Below are 21,793 nucleotides of genomic sequence, written 5' to 3' on the forward strand. Positions count from 1 at the left end.
CCTACGCCCCGTCCGCAGGCCCGGCGGCGGGGTCGAGCACGGCGGCACCGGTGATCCGGTCGGCCGCGAGGTCGGCCAGGGTGGCGGCCGCGTCCTGCAGGCGGCGGCGCACGGTGCGCGGCCGCAGCCGCAGCGCCGTCGCCAGGCGCAGGAACTCCTCGCCGTCGGCACGGGTGTGGGCGGTGACGCTGCGCAGGGTCCGCTCCCGGAACAGCTCGCGCCCGTAGTCCAGCTCCGGGATCGGGGTCAGGTGGATCCCGGCGACGGCGAGGGTCCCGCCGGCGTCGAGCGCCCGCAGCGCGACCGGCACCAGCTCGCCCACCGGGGCGAAGGTGATCGCCGCGTCGAGCGGCTCGGGCGGGACGCCGTCGGCCGGCCCGGCCGAGACGGCGCCGAGCTCCAGCGCGAGCCTGCGGGCCGTGCCGGCCCGCGTCAGGACGTGCACCCGGGCGCCCTGGGCGATCGCGACCTGGGCCACGACGTGCGCCGAGGCACCAAAGCCGTAGATCCCGAGGCGGCCGCCCGGGGGCAGCTCGGCCGTGCGCAGCGCCCGGTAGCCGACGATGCCGGCGCACAGCAGGGGTGCCGCGGTCACCGGGTCGAGGTCGGCGGGCAGCCGGTAGGCCCAGGCCTCCGGGACGACGGCGTGCTCGGCGTAGCCGCCGTCGGCGTCCCAGCCGGTGAACCGGGCCCGCGGGCACAGGTTCTCCCGGCCGGCCCGGCAGAACCGGCAGCTGCCGCAGGTCCCCCGCAGCCAGGCGGCACCGATCCGGTCGCCCGGGCGGAACCGCGACGCACCCGGCCCGAGACCGGTCACCTCGCCGACGATCTCGTGGCCGGGCACGACCCGCTCACCGCGCGGCGCCAGGTCGCCCTCGGCGAGGTGCAGGTCGGTCCGGCACACACCGCAGGCCAGGACCCGCACCCCGACCTCCCCCGCCGCGGGCTCGGGCACCGGGCGGTCCACCGCCACGAGCGGCCCGGACCCGATCGGGCCCGGCCGGTCCACGACCCAGGCGCGCATCGCCGGTCAGTGCCGCGTCCGGCCGGTCCACAGCGGCTCGACCCGCGCCCACTCCCGCTCCCACGCCCGGGCGAACCGGCTGGCCGTCCACCGGTACAGCAGCGACGCGACCGCCAGGACCACCAGCCCGCACACGACCGCGGCGAGCATGCCCGACACGACGGCCGCGCCGACCGCGTCGGCCGCGGTGACGGGTGCGGGGACCAGCCGGTCGTCGGCGGTCGTCCAGATCCGGGTGGGCGCACCGGCGGGGCCGGGCAGGTCCACCACCGTCGTCCCGACGTGCTCGCGCCCGTCGTGGCCGGTCCAGCGCACGGTGGCCGGACGCCCGTCCGACCCGCCGCGGTCCGTGGAGACCGGGACGTCGTGCACGAGGACGGCGGTGACCGGGGCCCGGTCGGTCGCCTGCGCCCGTGCTCGCTGCACGGTCGAGTCGTGCACCGCGGTCCCCACGGTGAGGGACACGACGGCGGCCACCACGACCAGGACGCCGACGACGAGGCTGACGGCGTCCTCCAGCCGGACGGCCCGCCGGCGGTCGCGTTCGGCCGCGGACGGTACGGGGTGTCGCGGTCCCATGGGTCACCTCCCGATGCGCCGCCGAGGATGCGACGGCCCGGGGCCTGCGGGGCAGGGCCGCGACGCCCGTCCCCGCAGGGCCGATGGGCCCGGACGGTCCGGGACCTGGGCGCCTGACGGGCGGGCGTCCGGTGCGCGACGGTCGGGGCGGTGGCCCGGGCCCCGGGCCGGAGCGGAGCGGAACGCCATGATCACGACCATCGAGGACCTCCCGCCCGGTGTGGACGGCATCCGGGTGTCGGGCACGATCACCCGCGCGGACTACGACGGCATCGTCGTCCCCCTGCTCGACGCGGCCAGGACCGCGGGGCGGCGGCTGCGGGTGCTCGCCGTCCTGGACGACTCGTTCGACGGGATGACCCCGGACGCGCTGTGGGAGGACGTCACCCTGGGGGTGCGCGCGCTGCCCCTGTTCGACGGCTGCGCGGTCGTCAGCGACCGCGAGTCCGTCCGCCTGGCCTGCCGGCTCGCCGCGGTCGCGGTCCCCTACTCGCTGGCCGTCTTCCCGGAGTCGCAGCAGGACCGGGCCGTCGCCTGGCTCGCCGACCTGCCGGCCGCCGGGTTCAGCATCGACCTCGCCGCCGCCACCGGGGTGGCGGTCGTGCACGTGGGGCGGCCGCTGCGCGCATCGGACTTCGACCGTCTCGCCCGCGAGATCGAGGACTGGGCCGAGGCACACGGGGAGCTGACCGGCCTGGTCGTGTCCGCACCGTCGTTCCCCGGCTGGGAGAACATCGCCGGGGCGGCCCGGCACGTCGCGTTCGTGCTGCACGAGCACCGGCGGATCCGCCGGATCGCGCTGGCCGTGGACGGGCTCCTGCCCGCGGTGGCCCCCGCGGTCGCGGGCACCCTGCTGCACCCGGGCGTGAAGCACTTCGCCCACCGCGACCTGGAGGCCGCCGTCGCCTGGGCCGGCGCCGGGCGCCCGGCACCCGTCGACGCCTGAACGGCACCGGCGTGGACGGCCGCGGCACCGTGGGCACCGTGGGCACCGGGGCGGCCGCGGAGGTCCGGGAGACCCACACCGGACTCGTCGTCCTGGCCGGCGACCACGCGTACAAGGTCAAGAAGGCGGTCCGGACGCCGTACTGCGACTTCTCCACCCGGGAGCTGCGGGTCCGGGCACTGGCCCGCGAGCTGGAGCGCAACCGGCGCTTCGCCCCGGACGTCTACCTCGGTGTGGGGGGCTACCGCGGCCCGGGCGGCCCGGACGGGGAGCCGGTGCTCGTGATGCGGCGGATGCCTGCGGGCTCCGACCTCGCCACCGTCCTGCGCGACGCGGCCCCCGGCACCGTCCGGACGGTGCTCGACCGGGTCGCCCGCGCCGTCGCCGACGCGCACGCCGCGGCACCACCGGGCGCCGCGGACCGCGCGGGACCGGACGCCGTCGCGGCCCGGTGGGCGGCGAACCTCGACGAGCTGGCCGAGCTGACCGGCGACGACGCCGTCCGCGCCCGGACGGCCCCGCTGCGGCGGCTGGCCACCCGCTTCCTGGCCGGTCGGGCGGCCCTGTTCGCGGCGCGGGCGGACCGGGTCGTCGACGGGCACGGCGACCTGCTCGCCACCGACGTGTACGTGCTCCCCGACGGCGTGCGGCTGCTGGACTGCCTGGACTTCGACGACGACCTGCGCCAGGTCGACCCGCTCGACGACGTCGCATGCCTCGCGACCGACCTGGAGCTGCGGGGCCCGGACGGTGCCGCCGGTCTGCTCGTCGCCGCGTACCGCCGGATCACCGGGGACCCGGCGCCGGACGCACTGACCCACCACTTCCTCGCCTACCGCGCGGTGATGCGGGCCAAGGTGGCGGCGCTGCGGGCCCGGCAGGGCGCCGCCGGCGCCTCCGCGGAGGCGGACGCGCTCAGCGCGCAGGGCCTGGACCACCTGCGGACCGGTGCGGTCCGGCTCGCGCTGGTCGGCGGGCCACCGGGCAGCGGCAAGACGACGCTGGCCCGCGCACTGGCCGCGGCGACCGGCGCGACGGTGCTGTCCAGCGACGTCGTGCGCCGCGAGCTCGCCGGTCCCGGCGCCGGACCGGCCCCGGCGCCGTTCGGGACCGGCCGCTACGCCCCCGGCCCGGTCCGGGAGGTGTACGACGAGCTGCTGCGCCGGGCCGGTGCGCTGCTCGCGCTCGGCGAGTCGGTGGTGCTCGACGCGTCGTGGACCGCCGCGGACCTCCGCCGGGCGGCGGCCGGCACCGCCGCGGCCGGGCACGCGCCGCTGGTGCCGCTGCGCTGCGCGGTCGCCCCGCGGGTCGCCGCGGCCCGGATCGCGGCGCGCACCGGGTCGGACTCCGACGCCGACGCCGGGGTCGCCGCCCGGATGCGGGCCGCCACCGACCCGTGGCCGGAGGCGGTGCGGGTGGACACCGGCGCGGCGTGCGGGGACGCGCTCGCGACCGCCCTCGCGGCCTGGGCGGCCGCCGCCGGGCGCTGACCGGCCGCTCAGCCGGGCGCGGACAGCCGGACCCGGGCGTCGACGGCGACCGCCTCGGTGCCGCCGCGACCGTCGGGGCGCAGCACCAGCGGGTCGATCCGCGCCTCGACGATCCGCGGCACGGCGCGCGCCAGCCAGGCCCACCGCAGCACGGCGTCGCGCAGCGCGGCGCGGCCGGCCGGGTCGAGCCGGGCGGCGAGGCCGGAGTCCTCCAGGGCCGAGTCGAGGTCGGCGGCGCGGACGGCGGCGAGCAGGTGGCTGCGGGTGCCGGGGGTGCCGGCCGCCGGTCCGCCGCGCGCCAGGGTCAGCACCGGCCCGACGACGTCGTCGACCGCCATCCCCAGCAGCGCCTGCTCCCCGCCGGCCGGCACCGGACGGACGACGACGCCGTGCAGGGTGTCCCCGAAGCGCGCGGCGAGGCGCGCGACGACCGCACGGATCTCCTCGGTGGAGTCGACGCCGGGGACGACCGCGCCGGCGCCGCCGGAGTGCAGCAGCCCCGTCGCGTCCGCCGTCAGCGTGACCGGGCCGCCCGCGTCCCGCCACCGGTCCACGGCCTCCGCCGCGGAGCGCACCCGCCACACCGGGGCCGCCGGGATCCCCGCCGCGGCCAGCAGCCGGGCGGCGCCCGCGGGGTCGAGCCGGCCCTCCCCCGCGCCGGCGACCGCCGCGAGGGCCCGCGCCGGATCGGTCCGGTGCACCACCGGGTCGGGGTCGGCGTCGTGCTCCAGCCAGCGCCGCCGCCGCACCGCCGCCGCGATCGTCGCGGCCGCCGTCGCGACGTCGTCGTGCACCGGCTCCGCCGCGCGGGCCGCCGTCCCGGCGGTGCCCGCGACCGGGACCACGAGCACGGGCACGGGCTCGCCCGTCGCGCGCCGGATCTGTGCCAGCGGGTCGCCCAGGTCGGTCGGGATCGCGGTGACCAGGACCGCGTCCACCCCCGGGTCGTGGGCGACGACCGTCACCACCCGCGCGACGGTGCGCGCGTCGGCCACCACGGTCGTGTCCACCGGGCCGCCCAGGGCGGCGGTGGCCGGGAGCAGCTCGGACAGCGCGAAGCGGGTCCCCGGGTCGACGCGCACGACCTGCAGCCCGGCGTCGGCGCAGGCGTCGGCGGCCAGCGCCCCGAGTCCCCCGGCGTTGGTCACGATCCCCACCCGCGGGCCCGCGGGCAGGGGCCCCCGGCGCAGCGTCGCGAGCATCCGCACCGCCCGGCGGACGTCGGGCGCGGTCACCAGACCGGCCTGCCGGTAGAGCGCCTCGCGGGCGCCGCGCGGCGCCGCCCCGTGCCCGGGCGGGCCCTCCCCGGACGGGACCACGACGACCGGCATGGTGCGGGCGGCCCGCCGGGCGACGGCGCAGAAGTCGCGCGGACGGCGCACCGGCCCCAGCTGCAGCACCGCGCCCCGGGTCCGGCCGTCGTGCGACCACCAGGCGAGCAGGTCATCGGCCCCGACGTCCAGCCCGTCACCGGTGCCGGCCAGCGAGCTCACGCCGAGACCGGCCCGCGCCAGCTCGTGGCCGAGCGCGACGGCGACACCGCCGGACCGGGCGGCGACGCCGATGTCACCGGGCGGGGCGGTGGCGGCGAAGGACGCGTCGAGCCGGACGGCGGGGTCGGTGTCGACCACGCCGAGGGAGTGCGGCCCGACCAGGCGCATCCGGTACCGGGCCGCGACGGCCGCGAGCCGGGCGGCGTCCGGCCCCCTCACCCCGGAGCCCAGCACGACCAGGGCCCGCACCCCGGACCGTCCGCAGTCCTGCGCCACCGTCACCACCTGGTCGGCGGGCACGCACAGCACCGCCAGGTCCGGGACCCGGTCGAGCCCGCCGACCGTCGCCGCCCACGGCAGGTCCGGTGCGGGCGAGCCGTGCGGGTTCACCACGGCGAGGGCCCCGGTGAAGCCCGCCCGCCGGATCCGGTCCAGGACCGCGCGGCCCACGGTCCCCGGCCGCCGCGAGACCCCGACCACCGCGACCGAGGACGGCGCGAGCACCGGCAGCAGCGACGCGGCCGCGGCGGCGGAGACCCGCGACCAGTGCGGGTCCTCCCCGCCCGGGGCGGACACCGGCCCGGTGCCGATCCGGACGTGGACGGCGGCGCCGTCCGGCCGGGTCCGCAGCGGCCGGTCCAGCTCGCGCAGCGCGCGCAGCGTGGGGCCGTCGTCCGCGGCCACCTCCCCGGTCAGTGCCGTGATCCCGGCGGTGCCCGCGTCGTCGGCCAGCGCCCCGAGCACCAGCGCCGCCGTGCCCGGGTCGTGGGCGTCGCCGACGGCGGCGAACTCCGCCGTGCGCCCGTCCGGGAGCGGGACGTAGTGGGCGGCCCCGAGCAGCGTGCCCGCCTCGAACACCCCGACGGCGTGCGACGGGGCCGCCACGAGGGCCCGGGCCGCGCGGGCCGGGCCGGGGCCGCACGGGGGGTGACGGTCGTCGGCGTCGAGCCGGTCGTACAGGTCCGCGACGGCCGCGACGTCGGCCCCGGTCAGCGCGCGGACGACGACGCGACGGCCGCCGTCCGGCGGCACCCCGGTCCCGTCGGCGGGACCGGCGGGCAGGGTCGGTGCGCTCATCCTCGGCCTCCTCGACGGGTGCCCCGGTCGTCGCGACGACGCTAGGAGCACCCGCGCGCCCCGCACAGGGACCGAGGTCGCATCCCGGGCGGGCCGTTCGGTACGCCCCGGTGCCGCCGGGCTCCGCCGGGCCGCGGGCCGACCGGCCCTGGGGGACGGCCGGGGCTCCCGGCACCGTGGTCGCCGTCCCGACGGACACGACGAGAGGACACCTCATGAACGCGATGACCACGCGACGGGCCGCGGTCCTGCCCGGTCCGCTGGCCGAGATGGAACGGATGGTCGACGACTTCCTGCGCGCCTTCCCCGTACGCCGCCCGCTCCCGGCGATCGGCGGGATCGAGGAGGCGATGATCCGGGTCGACGAGTTCGTCGACGGCACCGACCTGGTCGTGCGGGCCGAGCTGCCCGGCGTCGACCCGGCGAACGACATCACCGTCACCGCGGCCGACGGGCTGCTGACCGTGAAGGCGGAGCGGCGCAGCGAGGAGGAGGCCGCGGAGGCGGGGTACCGGCGCCGCGAGCTGCGCCGGGGGTCGATGTCGCGGGTGCTGCAGCTGCCCGAGGGCGTGACCGAGGCCGAGATCCGGGCCACCTACAAGGACGGCATCCTGGAGGTCCGCGTGCCGATCCCCGCGCAGGCCGAGCCCGCCGAGGCCACGCTCATCCCCGTCACCACCGAGTGATCCCCGGCCCGGGAGGCCGGCACGACGCGGCCCCGGACCCCGGCGGGTCCGGGGCCGCCGCGCGGCCGCCGTCGGAGGCCCCGCCGGACGACGTGGCCGCGCCGACCGACCACCGCATGCGCCCCCGCGACCGGGCCGCCGGGACCCCCGACCGGACCACCGCGCACCCCGCCGGGTCGGGGAGCTCGCCCGGCTGGTGATGGGGCAGCACCACCAGCGACGCCGTCCGCGCCTCGTCGGCCACCGCCCGGTCCCAGCGCTGGATCCGCATCTCCGCCTCGACGTCGAGACCGCCCACCTCGAACGCGATCTCGTCGGCGCGCCGGTCCAGCACGCTGCGCGCGACCTCCCGCGACCCCGGTGCCGGGCGCGCGCCCAGGAACGACCGCTCCGCCGGCGCGAGCACCGCGACCAGCCGCAGCGCGCGCCGGCGGTGCAGCGCGACCCGGGCCGCCCAGCGCACGTCCTCGAGGTCGAGCTCGTCGTGCCCCAGCACCACCACCGGTCCGGTCATGTCCGTCCCTCCATCCGGCCGCGACGGGCTCCACCCTGCGCGGCGGGTGGTCACGGCGTCCGGCGCGCCGCGCGACCGCCCGTCTCGGCGATCAGCCGCGTCACCAGCGGCGGGGTGACCACGACGACCGGACAGGCGGCCCGCCGCGTGCACGCCGTGCTGACCGAGCCGAGGACCACCCGGCCCAGCACCCGGTGCCTGCCGTGGCTCCCGACGACCAGCATGGCCGCGTCCCGCGACACCGCGACCAGGGTGTCGACGACGTCGCCCTCCAGCAGCTCGCCCTCCACCGTCACGCCCTCGGTCAGCGGTGTGGCGACGAGGTCGTCCTCGAGCCCGGCCTGCTCCTCGGCCCGGACCGTGGCCCGGACCTCGAACACCGGCGCCGGTGGCGCGAACAGCGGTGCGGGGTCCCAGACCCGGACCGCGCGGACGCGGCGCCCGCCGCGCGCCGCCTCGCCCGCCGCCCAGCGCAGCGCGGCGCGCCCGCTGATCGACCCGTCGATCCCGACGACGATCACGTCGCCGTCCGCGGCCCCTGCAGCGTTCATGTCGCACCTCCGCGTCCGCGTTCCGCCTCCGGTCCAGCGTCACCGCCCGGACCCGGCGGCACCGCGGGCGAACGGCCCCGGCCGGCGGGACCTGGGACCCGCCCGTGCGCGGCACCGCGCGGCACGGTCCAACGACCCGCGGATGCCGGGGCGTTCGGGGGTGGGCCGGGGCGGCCCCCGCGGCGATCCTCGCCGGCGGACGGGGAGAGGAGCCGGTCATGACCCGTGCGCCCGGGACCACGCCGGTCCGCGCGCGGCCCGGTGGCGTCGTGCGGCTCGACCTCGACGGCCCGGTGCGCGCGTGCGACTACGACGACCTCGACGAGGCGGTCGAGCGGTCCCGCGCCGCGGGCGTGTCGCGCCCCGCGCTCGTGGTGAGCGCACCGGCCTTCGCGGGCTGGGACGGGCCCGCCGCGCTCCTGCGCCACCAGCTGTTCGTGCTCGAACGGCACGACGCGCTGCGCCGCGTCGCCCTCGTGCTCGGCGGGCTGCCGCCCGCGGTCCACGAGCTCGCCGAGCTGCTGCTGCCGCCCGCCGTCCGCCTGTTCGCCCCCCGCGACCTGGACGCCGCCCTCTGCTGGGCCGCCGCGCCGGGTCCGGTGGTGGAGGGCCTGTGACCGTCGACCGAGGAGGAACCCGTGCACGCACAGATCGTGGTGGAGTCGTTGTTCGGCAACACCCGCGCCGTCGCCGAGGCACTCGCGGACGGCCTGCGCTCGAGCGGCTACGACGTCGACCTCGACCCGCCGGACCCGGCGACCCCGCTGCGGGCCGGCGAGCTGCTGGTGGTGCTGGGCCCCACCCACGCCTTCGGCATGACGCGGCCGGCGACCCGGCAGGAGGCGCTGCGGCGCGGCGCCGCCGACGGCAGCGGGGACGGGATCCGCGAGTGGATCGACCGGCTGCCCGCCGCCGGGCCGGACGCCCCGGTCACCGTCTGCGTCGACACCCGCGTGTCGGGTCCGGTCCCGGGCTCGGCCGCCCGCGCCGCGGCCCGGGCGCTGCGCCACCGGGGCTACCGGGCGGCCGCGCCGCCGTGCTCGTTCCGGGTCACCGGTGACGGCCCGCTGCGCCCCGGCGAGCTGGACCGGGCCCGCGCGTGGGGCGCGTCCCTGCGCCCGCTGGCCGCCTCCGCGGACGGCGCCCGGTGAGCGGGCGGCCGGTCACGGTCGGGGTGACGGCGGTGTTCGCCGAGCTGGCACGGCTCTGGGACGAGCGCTCCGACGCCGTCGACGTCGGGCTCGACGTGGTCGACGACCGCCCGCTGCCGGCCCTGCTGCGGGCCGCCGAGCACGCGGGGCTGCTCGTCGTCGGCAGCCGCCCGCACCCGGCCCGGCCGGTCCGCCGCTCCACCGTGGCCGAACTCGTCCGGTCGGCGCGCTGCCCCGTGCTCGTGCACCCGGTGGCCGACGGACCCGGGGACCGGTCCGGCGAGGTCCACGCGGCCGGGGGCACGACGGTGCCCCGGGCCCGGTGAGGGTCAGCGGGCGAGGACGGCGGCGAGCGGCCGGCGGGGCGTGCGGGGCAGCTCCCGGTCGTCGACCGGGAACCCCAGCCGGACGACGAGCTGCGGGCGGGAGTCGACGTGCAGCACGTCGCGCGCGAGCAGGGACCGCGTGGACGGCAGTTCCAGCGCCTGGCTCAGCGGGGCGGTCGCGAGGCCGGCGGCGACCGCGGTGAGCAGGACGGCGCTGGTCGCCTCCCCGGCCCGCAGCCGGTCCGGGCCGGTGTCCCCGGGCGTGCAGAGCACGGCGAGCACCGCGCCGTCGCCGGCGGCGGCACCCGCGCCGGCCGCGGCCAGCCGCCCCTGCGGGAAGGCGCGGTTCGGGTCGGCACCGCGGGGCGCCGGTCGGGCCGGGCGGGCCGTGGCGGGGATGCCGTCGCGGGCCCCGGCGAGGCGGTGCGTCCAGCTCATCAGCTCGGCGAGGTAGCCGGGACGCCGGCGCTGCTGGTCGGCCGCCCGGGCCAGGACGTCGTCGAGTGCGGCCCGCCGGGCCGGGCCGGTGACCGGCACCAGGGTCGCGCCGCGCTCGCGGGCGGCCTCGCCCAGCGCCGTCCAGGTGGAGGCGGGGACCGGGTCCGTCGCGTAGCGGCGGCGGTCGGTGCGCCGGCGCCCCAGTGCGGGCCACAGCGCCGCGGCGCGGGCGTCCGCCGCCCCGGGGACGGGCCGCACGGTCGCGAGCAGCTGCTCGTCCTCGGGGTCGGGGAAGCGGTCCACCCGGACCGCGGCGCCTGCCGCGGCCAGGGCGACCTGCAGGTGGTGCAGCGCGGCACCGCAGCTGATCACCAGGTCGCGCCGGTCGGGGTCGGTCTCGGGCAGCCGCCGCAGCGGGTCCGCGTACAGCGCGACCCCGTCCGCCCCGATCCGCCAGCGCCAGGGCTGGCTGTTGTGCAGCGACGGCGCGCGCAGCGCCCACTCGACGGCGTCGTGCAGCCGCGGGCCGGGCGGCGGCGCGGCGGGCACCGTCGCGGTCGCGTGGTCGCTGTCCTCGCCGTGGTCCACGACGGGCACCCCCTGACGGCCGGCGCGGGTCCGGCCCCGTGATGGTGCTGGCCGGCCGGTCAGCCGGTCAGGTGTGACGTGGCGCCGGTGGACCGCTCGATGTCGAGGACCGCCGTCTCGAACAGGCGGTGCTGCAGGTCCGCCAGTGCCCGGGCGACCGCGAGCTCCGCCCCGATCTCGGGCACCTCCCGGTCCCCCGGGTGGCGACGGGCCTCACCGGTCCCGGTCAGGGCGCCCGCGTCACGGGTCGTGAGCCGGGCGACGGCGTGGGTCCGCCCGGGCTCCTCGGCGATGTCGATCGTGACCGTCCACTGCTCGGTGTAGCTCATCGGGCTCCTCCTCCGGATCGTCTCCCGGCCCCGCTCCACCGTCGCCTCCCGCCGGGCCGCCGCACAGGGTCCGGAGTCCCGCGCGACCCACGGACGTTCGACCGGCCGTGCCGTCCGGGCCCGACGACGCGCCCGGTGCGGGCCGGAAGTCCCCGCGGGGTGGGGTCACCGGGCCGGTGCGGCTCCGGACGGCTGTCGACGACGCTGCCGGTGCCCCGGCCGCGCGGGCGGGGTCGTCCACGGAGCGGAGCGGTCCATGGAAGCCACGACGATCACCCGCCGCGGGCTGCTGCGGTCGGCGGCGGCCGGCGCCGTCGTCGCCGTCGCGGGCGGCTGCGGGCTCCTGCCCACGGGCGGCCGGTCCGCACCGGTCCCCGGCGTGGCGTTCGCCGACCCGCCGCAGCGGCTCGCCGGGGCCGGCCGTCCGGTCGTGGACCTGACGGCAGCGCCCGGCGCCGAGCTCGGGGGTGTCCCGGGCGCCGGGCTGGGCTACGAGGGCACCTCGCCGGGCCCCACGCTGCGGGTCCGTCCGGGCGAGGAGCTGGCCCTGCGCCTGCACAACCGCCTCGACGTGCCGACCAACCTGCACACCCACGGTCTGCGGGTTCCCCCCGCCCCGGACGGGGACGACCCGTTCCGGACGGTGGAGCCGGGCGGGAGCGCCGACTACCGCATCCGGATCCCGGCCGATCATCCCGCGGGCACCTTCTGGTACCACCCGCACCACCACGGGACGGTCGCCGACCAGGTGTTCGGTGGCCTGGTCGGCGCGCTGGTCGTCGAGGGCGGACCCGACCTGGGGACGGCCGCGGAGCACGTCCTCGTGATCACCGACAGCGATCTCGCCCCGGCACGGCGGGGCGGCGGACCGGGCCCGATGGAGCGCATGGCGGGCCGCGAGGGCGACACCGTGCTGCTCAACGGCCGGTTGCAGCCGGTGCTGGGCGTGGTCCCGGAGCGCTCCGAGCGCTGGCGCCTGCTCAACGCGACCTGCTCGCGGGTCCTCGACGTGGGGCTGGAGGGGCACCGTCTGCTGCACGTCGCCACGGACGGGGTGTTCCTGCCGCGGCCGGCGTCGCGCGACCGGGTCCGGCTCGCGCCGGGGAACCGGGCCGACGTCGTCGTCCGCCCGTCACGGACCCCGGGCCGCTACGCACTGCTGGCCGAGAGCCTCGACCGGGGAGGCCCGGGCGCGATGGCGGGCACCGGGCCGACGGGCGGCGGACCGGTCGTGCTCGGTGCCGTCGACGTGGGCGGGCGGGCCCGGCCGACCCCGGAGCCGCCCGCGGTCCTCGCCGTCCCCGCGGCGCTGCCCCGGCCCGGCCGGACCCGCACGATCACCCTCGACGGCGGCGGCGCGGGCATGGGCACGGGGATGGGCACGGGGATGGGCATGCGGTTCGGCATCGACGGCCGGGCGTTCGCCCCCGACCGGGACGACATCGTGATACGCGCGGGGACCGTGGAGGACTGGGTGTTCGACAACCCCGGCCCGATGCTGCACCCGGTGCACCTGCACACGTGGCCGCTCGTCCCGCTCGACGACGACGCGTACGGGTCCGCCGGCACCGCCCGCGACGTCGTCGTCGTGCCGGCGGGAGGTCGTGTGCGGGTGCGGGTGGCGTTCACCGGCGCCACCGGGCGGACCGTGCTGCACTGCCACGTCCTGGACCACGAGGACCTGGGGATGATGGCCACCGTCGTCGTCGACGGCCCGGTGCCGTGACGGGACCTTCGGGCACCGCGCCGACGGGCTTTCGCACCTGACCGGGCACGTCCCCGGCCTGCGACGGTCGGCTCCCCGAGGCCGACGGACGGAGACCCGCGATGCTGCGCCTGGTGGACGGCCTGCCGGACGGCGTGGTGGGGGTGGCGGCCAGCGGTGTCCTGACCGGCGCCGACCTCGTCGACGTGCTGGTCCCCGCCCTGCGGTCCGCGGATGGCGGGGCCCTGCTGCTGGAGGTGGACGACACCACCGACACCGCGGTCCCCGGCGCCTGCGGGCCCCTCCCCGATCCCGACGTGCCCCCGGTCCGGGCCTGCGCGATCACGGCCGCACCGGGCACCGTGGCGGCCGCGCGCCGGATCGCGGCGGCACTGCGTCCCCGGCGGACGCGGGTGTTCGGCCCGGCCGAGCGCGACGCGGCCGTGGCGTGGCTGGCCGCGGGCCCGCCCGCCCGGCGCCGGGCCGCCGCCACCGACCTCCTGCCGGCCTGAGCGCGGGCCGACCGCACCGCGCCCGGCCCGCGCTCACGACGCGTCCGCGTCCCGGGCGATCGCGACGGGGCAGTGCGCGTGCCGCAGCACGGCCTGGCTGGTGGAGCCGAGCAGCATCCCCGACACCGCCCCGCGGCCCCGGGAGCCGACGACGACGAGCTGCGCGGCCGAGGACTCCCCGACCAGCGCCGCGGACGGCGTGTCGAGCAGGACGCGCGACCGCGCGACCAGTCCGGGCCGCGCGCCGCGCCACGGGCTCAGCGCGTCGTCCACGCGGGCCGCGGCCGCGTCCACCGCGCCGGCCTGGCGGGCGGTGCGGGCCATCAGCTCCGCGGTCCACGGGTCGAGCTTCTCGTCGAACCAGCCGTGCACCGCCACCAGCGGCACGTTGCGGCGCACCGCCTGCTCGACCGCGAACTCCAGCTCGGCACCGGGCTCGTCGGTGAGCCCGACGACCACCGGCCCGCCCTGCTGTCCCGGCTCGCGGTGGACCACGACGGGGCACCGTGCGGTGGCCGCGGCGGTCACGGCCACCGACCCGGCGACCAGTGCGGTGAACCCGCCCCGGCCCCGGCTGCCGAGCACCAGCAGCCGTGCCCCGGCCGACACCTCCCAGAGCACCTCGGCCGCCGAGCCGCCGAGGACGCGGGTCCGGACCAGGCTGCGGTCCAGGACGTGTCCCGCGGCCTCGGCGGCGTGCGCCAGCCGTCGCTCCGCGTCCCGCACGACGACGTCGCGGCCGTGTTCCTGGCCCAGGTGCGGCAGGCCGATGGGCAGGAACGTCGACCACGGCACGGCCGCGACCAGCCACAGCGGCGCACCGCACCGGGCGGCCTCGTCGGCGGCCCACCGGGCCGCGGCGTAGGAGGTGTCCGAGCCGTCGACCGCGGCGACGACCGGCCGGTCCCGCTCCTGCGACCGGCCCGCGGGCGCCGGCGCCGGCGCGGCCCTCACGACCGCACCGTCCCGTTCAGCGGCCGCGCACCGACCGCGACGAGCACGGCCCCGGCCACGGTCAGCGCGGCCCCCACCGCGCCGGCGACGAGCACCGCCGTCGAGCCGGTCGCCCCGGTGACCTGCCCGGATCCCGCCGCGTCGACCGCGCCGCCGATACCGACGACGAGGCCGAGCAGCAGCGCCCACGCACCCGTCGTGAGCAGGACCGAGCGCCCGGTCGGGGGCGGGGCCTGCGGGGCGGCCGTGGCCGGGGCGGGCGGCGCCGGGCGCCGGGTCAGCACGGCCTGTCCCCCACCGCCCTCGGCCCGTACGGGCTCCGTCGCGGCCCGGGCGGCGGGCTCCGGGTCGCCGGGCATCGGCCCGGCCGGGTCCCCGGGCCCCTGGTCCAGGCGCAGCGGCGGGTAGGCGTCGGTCATCAGCGCGGCGTAGGCGACCACCCGCAGCACCCAGCGGTCGATGCCGGTGACCAGCGCGAGCAGCCCGTCGGGGTAGCGCCCGGTGAACAGCAGCACGATGCCGACGAACAGGACCAGCAGCGACAGCAGGCCGCCACCCTCGGTCGCGAACGCGCCGTCGGTCCCGACCCGGCCCAGCACGGTGCCGCCCGCGCCGACGAGCACGGCCAGCACGAGGTAGTGCGGGACGGCCAGCAGCCACCACTTCACCAGGACGAGCCCGCGGGACAGGTGCTGCGGGTAGGCGACGTCGAACCGGGCGGCGTCCTCCGGGCGGTCGTCGAGGGCGAAGCGCGGGTAGCGGTCGGTGCCGAGGCCGCCGTAGCCGTACCAGGACACGCGCCAGCCCCAACGCAGCACGCCGACGTTGTAGGCGAAGACCACGGGCGGGTAGCGGCCGGTGACGAGCACGGCCAGGAAGGCCACCACAGTCAGCACCCAGAACGCGGTCCCGAGCACCGCGAGCACCACGACGTGCGGGATCAGCAGCAGCCACTTGACCAGCCACAGCCACCGGGAGACCGGGGCGTCGAGCCGGGCCTGGACCCGTACCGGGCCGGCCGGGTGTGCAGCAGTCGATGCAGTCATGCGGCGAGGGTGCGGCCGGGTCCGCGGTGTCCGGCAGGGCCCGCGGGCCCGCGGCCGCCGGTCCGTCCGGCCCCGGCCGGGCGGGACCGAGGGCCGCCCGGACGGGGGCGGCGTGCCCCTGCCGCCGGGACGCCGGGGGTGCGGAGATGGCCGCAGCGCGTTCCGCCGTGGAGCGCCCGGCCGAGGAGTTCGCATGCCCCCCACCGACCCCGGAACCCTGCGTGCGGCACTGACCTGGGCCGCCCGCGCGCCGTCGGTCCACAACTCGCAGCCCTGGCGGTGGCGGGTCGGCGAGGACGCGGTCGAGCTGCACGCCGACCTGAGCCGCTGGCTGCAGCACGCCGACGCCGACGGCCGGGACATGCTGCTCAGCTGCGGCGCCGCGCTGCACCACCTCGTCGTCGCGTTGTCCGCGCTGGGACGTCGCGCCACCGTCACCCGGCTGCCCGACCCGGCCCGGCCCGAGGTGCTCGCGTCGGTGCGGGTCCCGGCCACCGAGCGCGGCGCCCCCGGGGACGCGATCGACACCGCCGCCGCCATCTCGACGCGGCGCACGGACCGCCGCCGCTACGGCGACTGGCCGGTGCTCGAGCGCCAGCTCGACGAGCTGCGGGCCCGCGCCGCGGCCTGCGGGGCGGCCCTGCGGACGGTCGGCGACGGCGCCCCCCGGCGCGCGCTCGCCGACGCCTTCCGGACGGCCGCGCTCGCCCACGCGGCCGAGGACGGCTACGACCTGGAGCTCGCGCTGTGGTCCGGCCACACCGCCGCCGAGGACGGCGTCCCCGCCGCGAACGTGCCGCCGCCGCCCGCGCCCGGTGCCGGGATCCCCGGCCGCCGCTTCGCCGGCGCCGACCTGCCCCCGGCGGACCCGGGCCCCGACGGCGCGACCCTGCTGGTGCTGGGCACCTCGTCCGACGACCGGCTCGCCCGGCTGCGCGCCGGTGAGGCGCTGAGCGCGGTCCTGCTCCACGCGACGACGCTGGGGATGGCGACCTGCCCGCTCACCGAGCCGCTGGAGGTCGCCGACACCGCCACCGCCGTCCGTGACCTGGTGCTGGACGGGACCCTCTCGCCGCAGGCGGTGCTGCGGATCGGGTGGCCGGTCGCGACGGACCCGCCGCCCGCCACCCCGCGACGGCCGCTGCTCGACCAGGTCGACGGGCTCGATCACCTCCGGCCGTGACGCCGTGGACGCCGTGCCGTGGTGACGCCGCGGGCGGGCTCAGCCGGGCGCGTTCGAGGGCGCGTCCGTCGCGGCGGGCGCCCCGGTCGTCGCGACGCGGGCGGGCAGGACGAGCACGGGCAGGTGCGCGTGGTGCAGCACGGCCAGGGTGGTGCTGCCCAGCGCGTCCTGCCAGCCCGGGCGCCCGCGCGAGCCCACGGCGAGCACCGCGGCCCCCTCCTCCGACGCGACCCGCAGCAGCTCCCGGGCCACCGCGCGCGCCGGGCCGGGCAGCGGGGCGGGCTCCGCGACCCGGCGGACCCCGGCCGCCGGTCCGCTCCCGGGGTCCGCGGGGGGCGCCGTGGCCTCGCCGACCGAGACCGCCACCACCGGGCGTCCCGGCAGCACCGAGTCGGCGCCGCGCAGCGCCCGCAGGGCTCCCGGTGACCCGTCCCAGCCGACGACGACCGGGCCCGTCGCGACCCGCGCGCGCTCATCGGTGAGCATCGGGTGCGGCACGACGAGCACCGGCACCGGGCTGTGCCGGACCACGAGGTCGGTGACGCTGTCGAGCACGGCGGGCATCCCGGACAGCCCCCGCGAGCCCAGCAGCACCAGCTCGGCGCCCGTCTCGCGGGCGATCTCGGCGAACCGCAGGCCGTCGCCACCGTAGCTGCGGGCGACGCGGGTCGACGCCGTCCAGCCCGCGGCCTCGGACACCACCGCCCCGAGGTGCACGGTCCGCTCCGCCTCCGCGGCGCCCTCCAGCTCGACGAGGTCGAGCAGCTCGTCGACGGTGCGGGCCCGCTGCCCGACCCGGCGCCGCAGCGCCTCACCGGCGAACGGCGGGGTCCAGAGGTCGAGCAGCACCGCCGACGCGGTGGGCAGCAGCAGTGCACCGATCTCGACGGCCGCGACCGCGGCGGGTGTGCCGTCGAAGCCGACCAGGACGCGCGGCCCCGCGGCGCCGGTGCTCACGGCTCCACCGGCCCGTCGTGCTCCGGCCGGACGACGGCCACCGGGCACAGCGCGTGGTGCAGCAGGGCCTGCGCGACCGAGCCGAGCAGCAGCCCGGCCGCCGGGCCCCGCCCGCGGGTACCCACCACGACGAGCCCGGCGCCGCCGGAGGCCCCGATCAGGGCCGCGGCGGGCGACCCGTGCGCGACGTGGGTCACCACGTCGACCGCGGGGTACTTGTCCCGCAGCGGCTCCAGCGCGCGGTCCAGCTCGGCGGCCTCGGCCCGGGCGAGCTCGGCGAGGTCGAGCAGCACCACCACGGCCGGGTCCATCGCCGGCTCCGACCAGGCGCGGACCGCGACCAGGGCGACGCCCCGCGCGGCCGCGGCCTCGAACGCGTGCACGAGCACCGCCTCGGCGCCCGGGGACCCGTCGACGCCCACCACGACCGGCCCGTCCGGGACGTCGGCGCCGCGCACGACGACCACCGGGCAGTGCGCCGAGGCGATCAGCGGGATGCCGGTCGAGCCCAGCAGCAGGCCGTGGAAGCCGCCGCGTCCGCGCGACCCGATGACGACCGAGGCCGCCCGCCCGGACTCGTCGGCGAGCACCCGCTCGGGCCGCCCCTCCCGCACGACGGTGTCGACCCGCTCGCGCGGCAGGCCGGCCCCGGCCGCGTGCCCGACGGCCTCCTGCAGGCAGACCTCGGCCGCGACGAGGGCGGCGCCGCGTCCCTCGGCGCGTTCGCGGGCCCACGGCCCGGTCACCGACGCCGCGGGCGGGACGACCATCACCAGGCGCAGCCCCCGGTCCGCCCCCGCGGCCGTGCGGGCGGCCCACCGCACGGCGTCCAGGGCCGCCGCCGACCCGTCGACCCCGACCACGTCGGGCCATGTCGTGGCACCGTCCGCGGTCCCGTCCGTGGCCCTGGCACTGGTACTGGCGCTGTTCATCGCGCTCCCTCCGTCGCCGCCCACGCTGCGCCGACCGGGCCCGCCGCGCGGCGGCCCGACGACCCGCTCCCCGCGGGACGAACGTCACGGGTACGTCCGGACGCCCCCGCCGGGAGCCGGACCGGAGCACCGGCCGGGCCCCGGAGCGGGAGCGCCGGGCCGACGGACCCGGTGGGCAGGGCCGTCGGGCCCGTGTGCGGGCCCGGCCCGCGACGCGATCCTGCGGCGGGCCGGCCGGGCCGGCCCGCCGACGAAGGGAGAACGGGACATGGACACGTCACAGCACGCGGGCGTCCGCGCGCGCCACGGCTCGGCGGACGGGAGCGGGCGATGAGGACGGGGGGCCCGGGGACCCGGACGGCGGTGGACTTCGCCGGGGTGCGCCTCGGCACGGTGCAGCCGGACGGGCAGGTCGTCGACGACGCCGGCATCCACATCGGATGGACCGACCCGGCGGGCCGGGTCCTCGACTTCGGCGGGATCCACATCGGCGACACCGCCGCCGGTGCGGACGCGCAACGGGTACCGGTGGCGGGCGGCGCCGCGACCTGACCGTCCGGGAGCGGCGGCGGGCCCCGGGGGACGGGCGTCCCGCCGCCGCGGGGACCGACGGCCCTGCCGGACGCCGGGACCGGCGCGGACAGTGCGGGCCATGTCGGGATGGCAGATCGTCGGGACCACGGCCGCGGTGGCGGTGCTCGTGGTCATCGCCCTGAGCGTGCGGGTCGTGCAGCAGTACCAGCGCGGCGTCGTGTTCCGGTTCGGCCGGGTCCTGGAGCGGGTGCGGGCACCGGGCCTGCGCCTGCTCGTCCCGGTCGCGGACCGCATGGTGAAGGTCAGTACGCAGGTGGTGGTCCTCGCCGTCGCACCGCAGGGCGCGATCACCCGCGACAACGTGACCGTCGAGGTCGACGCGGCCGTCTACTTCCGGGTCGTCGACCCGGTGAAGGCCATCGTGAACGTCGAGAGCTACAAGCACGCCGTCGCCCAGGTCGCCCAGACCTCGCTGCGCACGATCATCGGCCGCGCGGACCTGGACACGCTGCTGTCGGACCGCGAGCGGATCAGCGCCGAGCTCAAGGCCGTGATCGACGCACCGACCGAGCAGCCGTGGGGGGTGCGCATCGAGCTCGTCGAGCTCAAGGACATCGCGCTGCCGGAGTCGATGAAGCGCTCGATGTCGCGTCAGGCCGAGGCCGAACGCGAGCGGCGGGCGCGGGTCATCGCCGCCGACGGCGAGCGGCAGGCGTCGCGGCAGCTGGCCGCGGCCGCCGCCGCGATGTCCGCGACCCCGGGCGCGCTGCACCTGCGGCTGCTGCAGACCGTCGCCGACGTGGCGGTGGAGAAGAACAGCACGCTGGTGATGCCGTTCCCGGTGGAGCTGCTGCGCTTCTTCGCCCGGTCCGACGGTGACGGCGCCGAGGGGGCCGCCGGGGCCGCCGGTGGTGCCGCCCCGCCCGGGCACGACGGCGGCGCCCCGGGCCCGAACGGCGCCGCACGCCCCGCGCAGCCGGTCCCGCCGTCCGGCTGACGGCTCGCCGTCCTGCCCGGCGCGCGCCGGACGCCCGGGGCGCCGGGTCAGGCGGGAGCCGCCGGCCGGAGCACCGCCGCGGCGGCGGTCGCGAGCGTGCCGGCCTCGAACTCCAGCCGCGCCCGGTCGCCCGGCAGGGCCCGTTCGGTCAGCAGGCCGGACAGCACGGTCAGGAGGAAGCGGGCGTGCCGTTCGAGATCCCCCGGGGCCAGCGCGCCCTCCTCCCGCAGGACGGTCAGCCACGTCACGAGGCGGTGCACGCCGAGCCGCTCGAGCGCCAGGTAGGCGTGGACGGCGTCCTCCGACGGCGGTGCCGCGATGTAGGCGTCGTGCTGGGCGCGCCAGTGCGCGCGGGCCCGGTCGCCCGTCCCCACCTGCGACACCATCAGCCGGAGGCAGGCCACGAGGCGTTCGGCGGGGGTGCCCGCACTGTCCCGCATCGGGTCCTCGGGCAGGTCGATGTCGTGGATGCCCGCGACCACGGTGTCGACCAGCTCGCGTTGCGTCGGGAAGAAGTGCCGCAGCGACCCGGTGCTCACCCCCGCACGCGCGGCGACCGCCCGCACGCTGAGCCGGGCCGTCGGGTCCTCGCCGAGCATCGTCGCCGCCGCGATGAGGATCTTGTCCCGCGTGCTGTGTGCCATCGGCCCGTCCACTCCGTCCACCGGTCGTCCCGACATGTCTAGCACACTGTGCTACCTTCGCCACGCTACTAGCACAGTGTGATAGCCACGCCCGGCGCACACCGCGACGACGAGGAGCAGACCATGACCCACCCCGACCGCTCGTGGCTCCTGCGCGACGACCGGCCCGTGCCGGCACCCGGCGTCCCGCCCGGGATCGAGTACCACCGCGTGTACGCGGGCGGGCGACGACGCGTCCTGCGGGGCCTCGTCGCGATCGTGCTGCTGCTCGCCGGGTTCGTCGGGTTCGCGGTGCTGCTCACGCGGCTGTCGGAGATCGTCGACGCGGCGCTGTTCGCGCGGTCCGGACCCTCGACCCCACTGCGCCAGGCCGCGGGGGCGCTGGCACTCGCGGCGCTGATCCCCTACTGCATGCTGGTCCAGCGCGTCGTCTACGGCGTCCGGGCGGCGTCCCTGCACTCGGTGGCGGGGCGGTTCCGGTTCGGGGTCCTCGGTCGCGCACTGCTCGTGTTCGGCCCGCCGCTGCTGGTCGTGGTCGCGCTCGGGTCGCTGGGCCCCGTGGAGCCCGTCGGGTGGGCGACGGCCGACCTCGTCTGGTTCTTCGTCATCGGGATGCTGCTGACCCCGCTCGCCGCGGCGGGCGAGGAGTACGGGTTCCGCGGCCTGCTGTTCCGGGTCCTCGGCAGCTGGGCCCCCGGGGCCCGGTCCGGCGCGGTCCTCGGCATCGTGGTGACGACCGTGCTGTTCTCGCTCGTGCACGGCACGCTCGACCCGTTCCTGTTCACCTCCTACCTCGTCCTGTTCTCCTCGATGGCCGTCGTCACCTGGCGCACGGGCGGGCTCGAGGTCGCCGTCGTCCTGCACGGGGTCTACAACGTCTCCGCCCTCGTCCTGGCCACGGCCCTGCACGTCGACGTCGGTGGAGCGCTCGCGAGCCGGTCGGCGGCGGTCGGGTCGTGGACGAACCTGGTGCCCGGCGCCGCGCTGGTCCTCATCACGGCGGCCGTCTGGTGGACGACCCGCGGGACCGGACCCGAACGGACGTCCGCGGCCGGGTGGCCGGCGCGCGGGGCACGGGACGCCGGAGCGCCCACGGTCCCGCTGGTGGCCCGCTGACCCCGGGGTAGCACCGGAGAG

24 protein-coding genes are annotated in these 21,793 nt (G+C 79.0%); 12 read left to right on the forward strand and 12 right to left on the reverse strand.

The window, feature by feature from the left end; all coding sequences use genetic code 11:
• Position 1 precedes the first annotated feature (1 nt).
• Both WJX68_RS04355 and WJX68_RS04360 read right to left on the reverse strand, forming a co-directional pair.
• On the reverse strand, positions 2-1,024 hold the full coding sequence (locus WJX68_RS04355; protein WP_340286281.1) for a zinc-dependent alcohol dehydrogenase family protein: 1,023 nt from the start codon (positions 1,022-1,024) through the stop codon (positions 2-4).
• 6 nt (positions 1,025-1,030) lie between these two features.
• Positions 1,031-1,603 carry an Rv1733c family protein gene (locus WJX68_RS04360; RefSeq protein WP_340286282.1) on the reverse strand — a complete coding sequence of 191 codons (573 nt, stop codon included), beginning with the start codon at positions 1,601-1,603 and terminating at the stop codon, positions 1,031-1,033.
• Positions 1,604-1,790: 187 nt separating this feature from the next.
• Between WJX68_RS04360 and WJX68_RS04365 the strand changes: the two genes are divergently transcribed.
• The gene (locus tag WJX68_RS04365) at positions 1,791-2,549 is read left to right on the forward strand and encodes a SpoIIAA family protein (protein WP_340286283.1); all 759 of its coding nucleotides are present in this window, start codon (positions 1,791-1,793) and stop codon (positions 2,547-2,549) included.
• A gap of 38 nt (positions 2,550-2,587) precedes the next feature.
• Complete coding sequence (locus tag WJX68_RS04370) at positions 2,588-4,039, forward strand: bifunctional aminoglycoside phosphotransferase/ATP-binding protein (protein WP_340286284.1); 1,452 nt, start codon at positions 2,588-2,590, stop codon at positions 4,037-4,039.
• An 8-nt stretch (positions 4,040-4,047) separates the two neighbouring features.
• On the opposite strand, the gene WJX68_RS04375 is transcribed toward WJX68_RS04370, so the two are convergent.
• A complete protein-coding gene (locus tag WJX68_RS04375; protein ID WP_340286285.1) occupies positions 4,048-6,609 on the reverse strand; it encodes an acetate--CoA ligase family protein in 2,562 nt (853 codons plus the stop codon).
• A 215-nt stretch (positions 6,610-6,824) separates the two neighbouring features.
• Between WJX68_RS04375 and WJX68_RS04380 the strand changes: the two genes are divergently transcribed.
• Positions 6,825-7,295: an Hsp20/alpha crystallin family protein gene (locus WJX68_RS04380; RefSeq protein ID WP_340286286.1), complete on the forward strand. Its 471-nt coding sequence runs from the start codon at positions 6,825-6,827 to the stop codon at positions 7,293-7,295.
• Here WJX68_RS04380 and WJX68_RS04385 read toward each other — a convergent pair.
• A complete protein-coding gene (locus tag WJX68_RS04385) occupies positions 7,282-7,809 on the reverse strand; it encodes a hypothetical protein (protein ID WP_340286287.1) in 528 nt (175 codons plus the stop codon). The two genes, WJX68_RS04380 and WJX68_RS04385, sit on opposite strands and share 14 nt — an antisense overlap.
• Positions 7,810-7,859: 50 nt before the next feature.
• Positions 7,860-8,360 carry a universal stress protein gene (locus WJX68_RS04390; RefSeq protein ID WP_340286288.1) on the reverse strand — a complete coding sequence of 167 codons (501 nt, stop codon included), beginning with the start codon at positions 8,358-8,360 and terminating at the stop codon, positions 7,860-7,862.
• Between the two features lie 218 nt (positions 8,361-8,578).
• Between WJX68_RS04390 and WJX68_RS04395 the strand changes: the two genes are divergently transcribed.
• From WJX68_RS04395 to WJX68_RS04405, 3 genes are read left to right on the forward strand one after another with little or no spacing between them, the layout of a single operon-like run.
• On the forward strand, positions 8,579-8,977 hold the full coding sequence (locus tag WJX68_RS04395; RefSeq protein WP_340286289.1) for a SpoIIAA family protein: 399 nt from the start codon (positions 8,579-8,581) through the stop codon (positions 8,975-8,977).
• 21 nt (positions 8,978-8,998) lie between these two features.
• On the forward strand, positions 8,999-9,511 hold the full coding sequence (locus tag WJX68_RS04400; protein ID WP_340286290.1) for a flavodoxin family protein: 513 nt from the start codon (positions 8,999-9,001) through the stop codon (positions 9,509-9,511).
• Entirely contained in the window at positions 9,508-9,837 is a 330-nt protein-coding gene (locus tag WJX68_RS04405) for a universal stress protein (protein WP_340286291.1), read from the forward strand. The genes WJX68_RS04400 and WJX68_RS04405 overlap by 4 nt, the downstream gene beginning before the upstream one ends.
• Before the next feature lie 3 nt (positions 9,838-9,840).
• Here WJX68_RS04405 and WJX68_RS04410 read toward each other — a convergent pair whose 3' ends face one another.
• Positions 9,841-10,863 carry an Acg family FMN-binding oxidoreductase gene (locus tag WJX68_RS04410; protein ID WP_340286292.1) on the reverse strand — a complete coding sequence of 341 codons (1,023 nt, stop codon included), beginning with the start codon at positions 10,861-10,863 and terminating at the stop codon, positions 9,841-9,843.
• 59 nt (positions 10,864-10,922) lie between these two features.
• Complete coding sequence (locus tag WJX68_RS04415; protein ID WP_340286293.1) at positions 10,923-11,192, reverse strand: DUF1876 domain-containing protein; 270 nt, start codon at positions 11,190-11,192, stop codon at positions 10,923-10,925.
• A gap of 256 nt (positions 11,193-11,448) precedes the next feature.
• Between WJX68_RS04415 and WJX68_RS04420 the strand changes: the two genes are divergently transcribed.
• Positions 11,449-12,918, forward strand: coding sequence for a multicopper oxidase family protein (locus WJX68_RS04420; protein WP_340286294.1), 1,470 nt, complete (start codon positions 11,449-11,451; stop codon positions 12,916-12,918).
• Positions 12,919-13,019: 101 nt separating this feature from the next.
• Positions 13,020-13,409, forward strand: a complete 390-nt coding sequence (locus tag WJX68_RS04425; RefSeq protein WP_340286295.1) for a SpoIIAA family protein — start codon at positions 13,020-13,022, stop codon at positions 13,407-13,409.
• A gap of 33 nt (positions 13,410-13,442) precedes the next feature.
• Here WJX68_RS04425 and WJX68_RS04430 read toward each other — a convergent pair whose 3' ends face one another.
• On the reverse strand, positions 13,443-14,363 hold the full coding sequence (locus WJX68_RS04430; protein WP_340286296.1) for a universal stress protein: 921 nt from the start codon (positions 14,361-14,363) through the stop codon (positions 13,443-13,445).
• On the reverse strand, positions 14,360-15,409 hold the full coding sequence (locus tag WJX68_RS04435) for a DUF4389 domain-containing protein (RefSeq protein ID WP_340286297.1): 1,050 nt from the start codon (positions 15,407-15,409) through the stop codon (positions 14,360-14,362). The genes WJX68_RS04430 and WJX68_RS04435 overlap by 4 nt, the downstream gene beginning before the upstream one ends.
• 193 nt (positions 15,410-15,602) lie before the next feature.
• On the opposite strand from WJX68_RS04435, the gene WJX68_RS04440 reads away from it, so the two are divergent.
• Positions 15,603-16,592: an Acg family FMN-binding oxidoreductase gene (locus tag WJX68_RS04440; protein WP_340286298.1), complete on the forward strand. Its 990-nt coding sequence runs from the start codon at positions 15,603-15,605 to the stop codon at positions 16,590-16,592.
• Positions 16,593-16,631: 39 nt separating this feature from the next.
• On the opposite strand, the gene WJX68_RS04445 is transcribed toward WJX68_RS04440, so the two are convergent.
• Positions 16,632-17,549, reverse strand: coding sequence for a universal stress protein (locus WJX68_RS04445; protein WP_340286299.1), 918 nt, complete (start codon positions 17,547-17,549; stop codon positions 16,632-16,634).
• On the reverse strand, positions 17,546-18,412 hold the full coding sequence (locus tag WJX68_RS04450; RefSeq protein WP_340286300.1) for a universal stress protein: 867 nt from the start codon (positions 18,410-18,412) through the stop codon (positions 17,546-17,548). Before WJX68_RS04450 ends, WJX68_RS04445 begins: the two co-directional genes overlap by 4 nt.
• A gap of 399 nt (positions 18,413-18,811) precedes the next feature.
• On the opposite strand from WJX68_RS04450, the gene WJX68_RS04455 reads away from it, so the two are divergent.
• Positions 18,812-19,033: a hypothetical protein gene (locus tag WJX68_RS04455; protein ID WP_340286301.1), complete on the forward strand. Its 222-nt coding sequence runs from the start codon at positions 18,812-18,814 to the stop codon at positions 19,031-19,033.
• A gap of 100 nt (positions 19,034-19,133) precedes the next feature.
• The gene (locus WJX68_RS04460; protein ID WP_340286302.1) at positions 19,134-20,012 is read left to right on the forward strand and encodes an SPFH domain-containing protein; all 879 of its coding nucleotides are present in this window, start codon (positions 19,134-19,136) and stop codon (positions 20,010-20,012) included.
• 47 nt (positions 20,013-20,059) lie between these two features.
• Here WJX68_RS04460 and WJX68_RS04465 read toward each other — a convergent pair whose 3' ends face one another.
• On the reverse strand, positions 20,060-20,656 hold the full coding sequence (locus WJX68_RS04465) for a TetR/AcrR family transcriptional regulator (protein WP_340286303.1): 597 nt from the start codon (positions 20,654-20,656) through the stop codon (positions 20,060-20,062).
• Between the two features lie 123 nt (positions 20,657-20,779).
• Here WJX68_RS04465 and WJX68_RS04470 point away from each other — a divergent pair, with 123 nt between their 5' ends.
• A complete protein-coding gene (locus WJX68_RS04470) occupies positions 20,780-21,772 on the forward strand; it encodes a CPBP family intramembrane glutamic endopeptidase (protein WP_340286304.1) in 993 nt (330 codons plus the stop codon).
• Positions 21,773-21,793: the final 21 nt, after the last annotated feature.

The organism is Pseudonocardia spirodelae (assembly GCF_037727765.1).
Lineage (GTDB): Bacteria > Actinomycetota > Actinomycetes > Mycobacteriales > Pseudonocardiaceae > Pseudonocardia > Pseudonocardia spirodelae.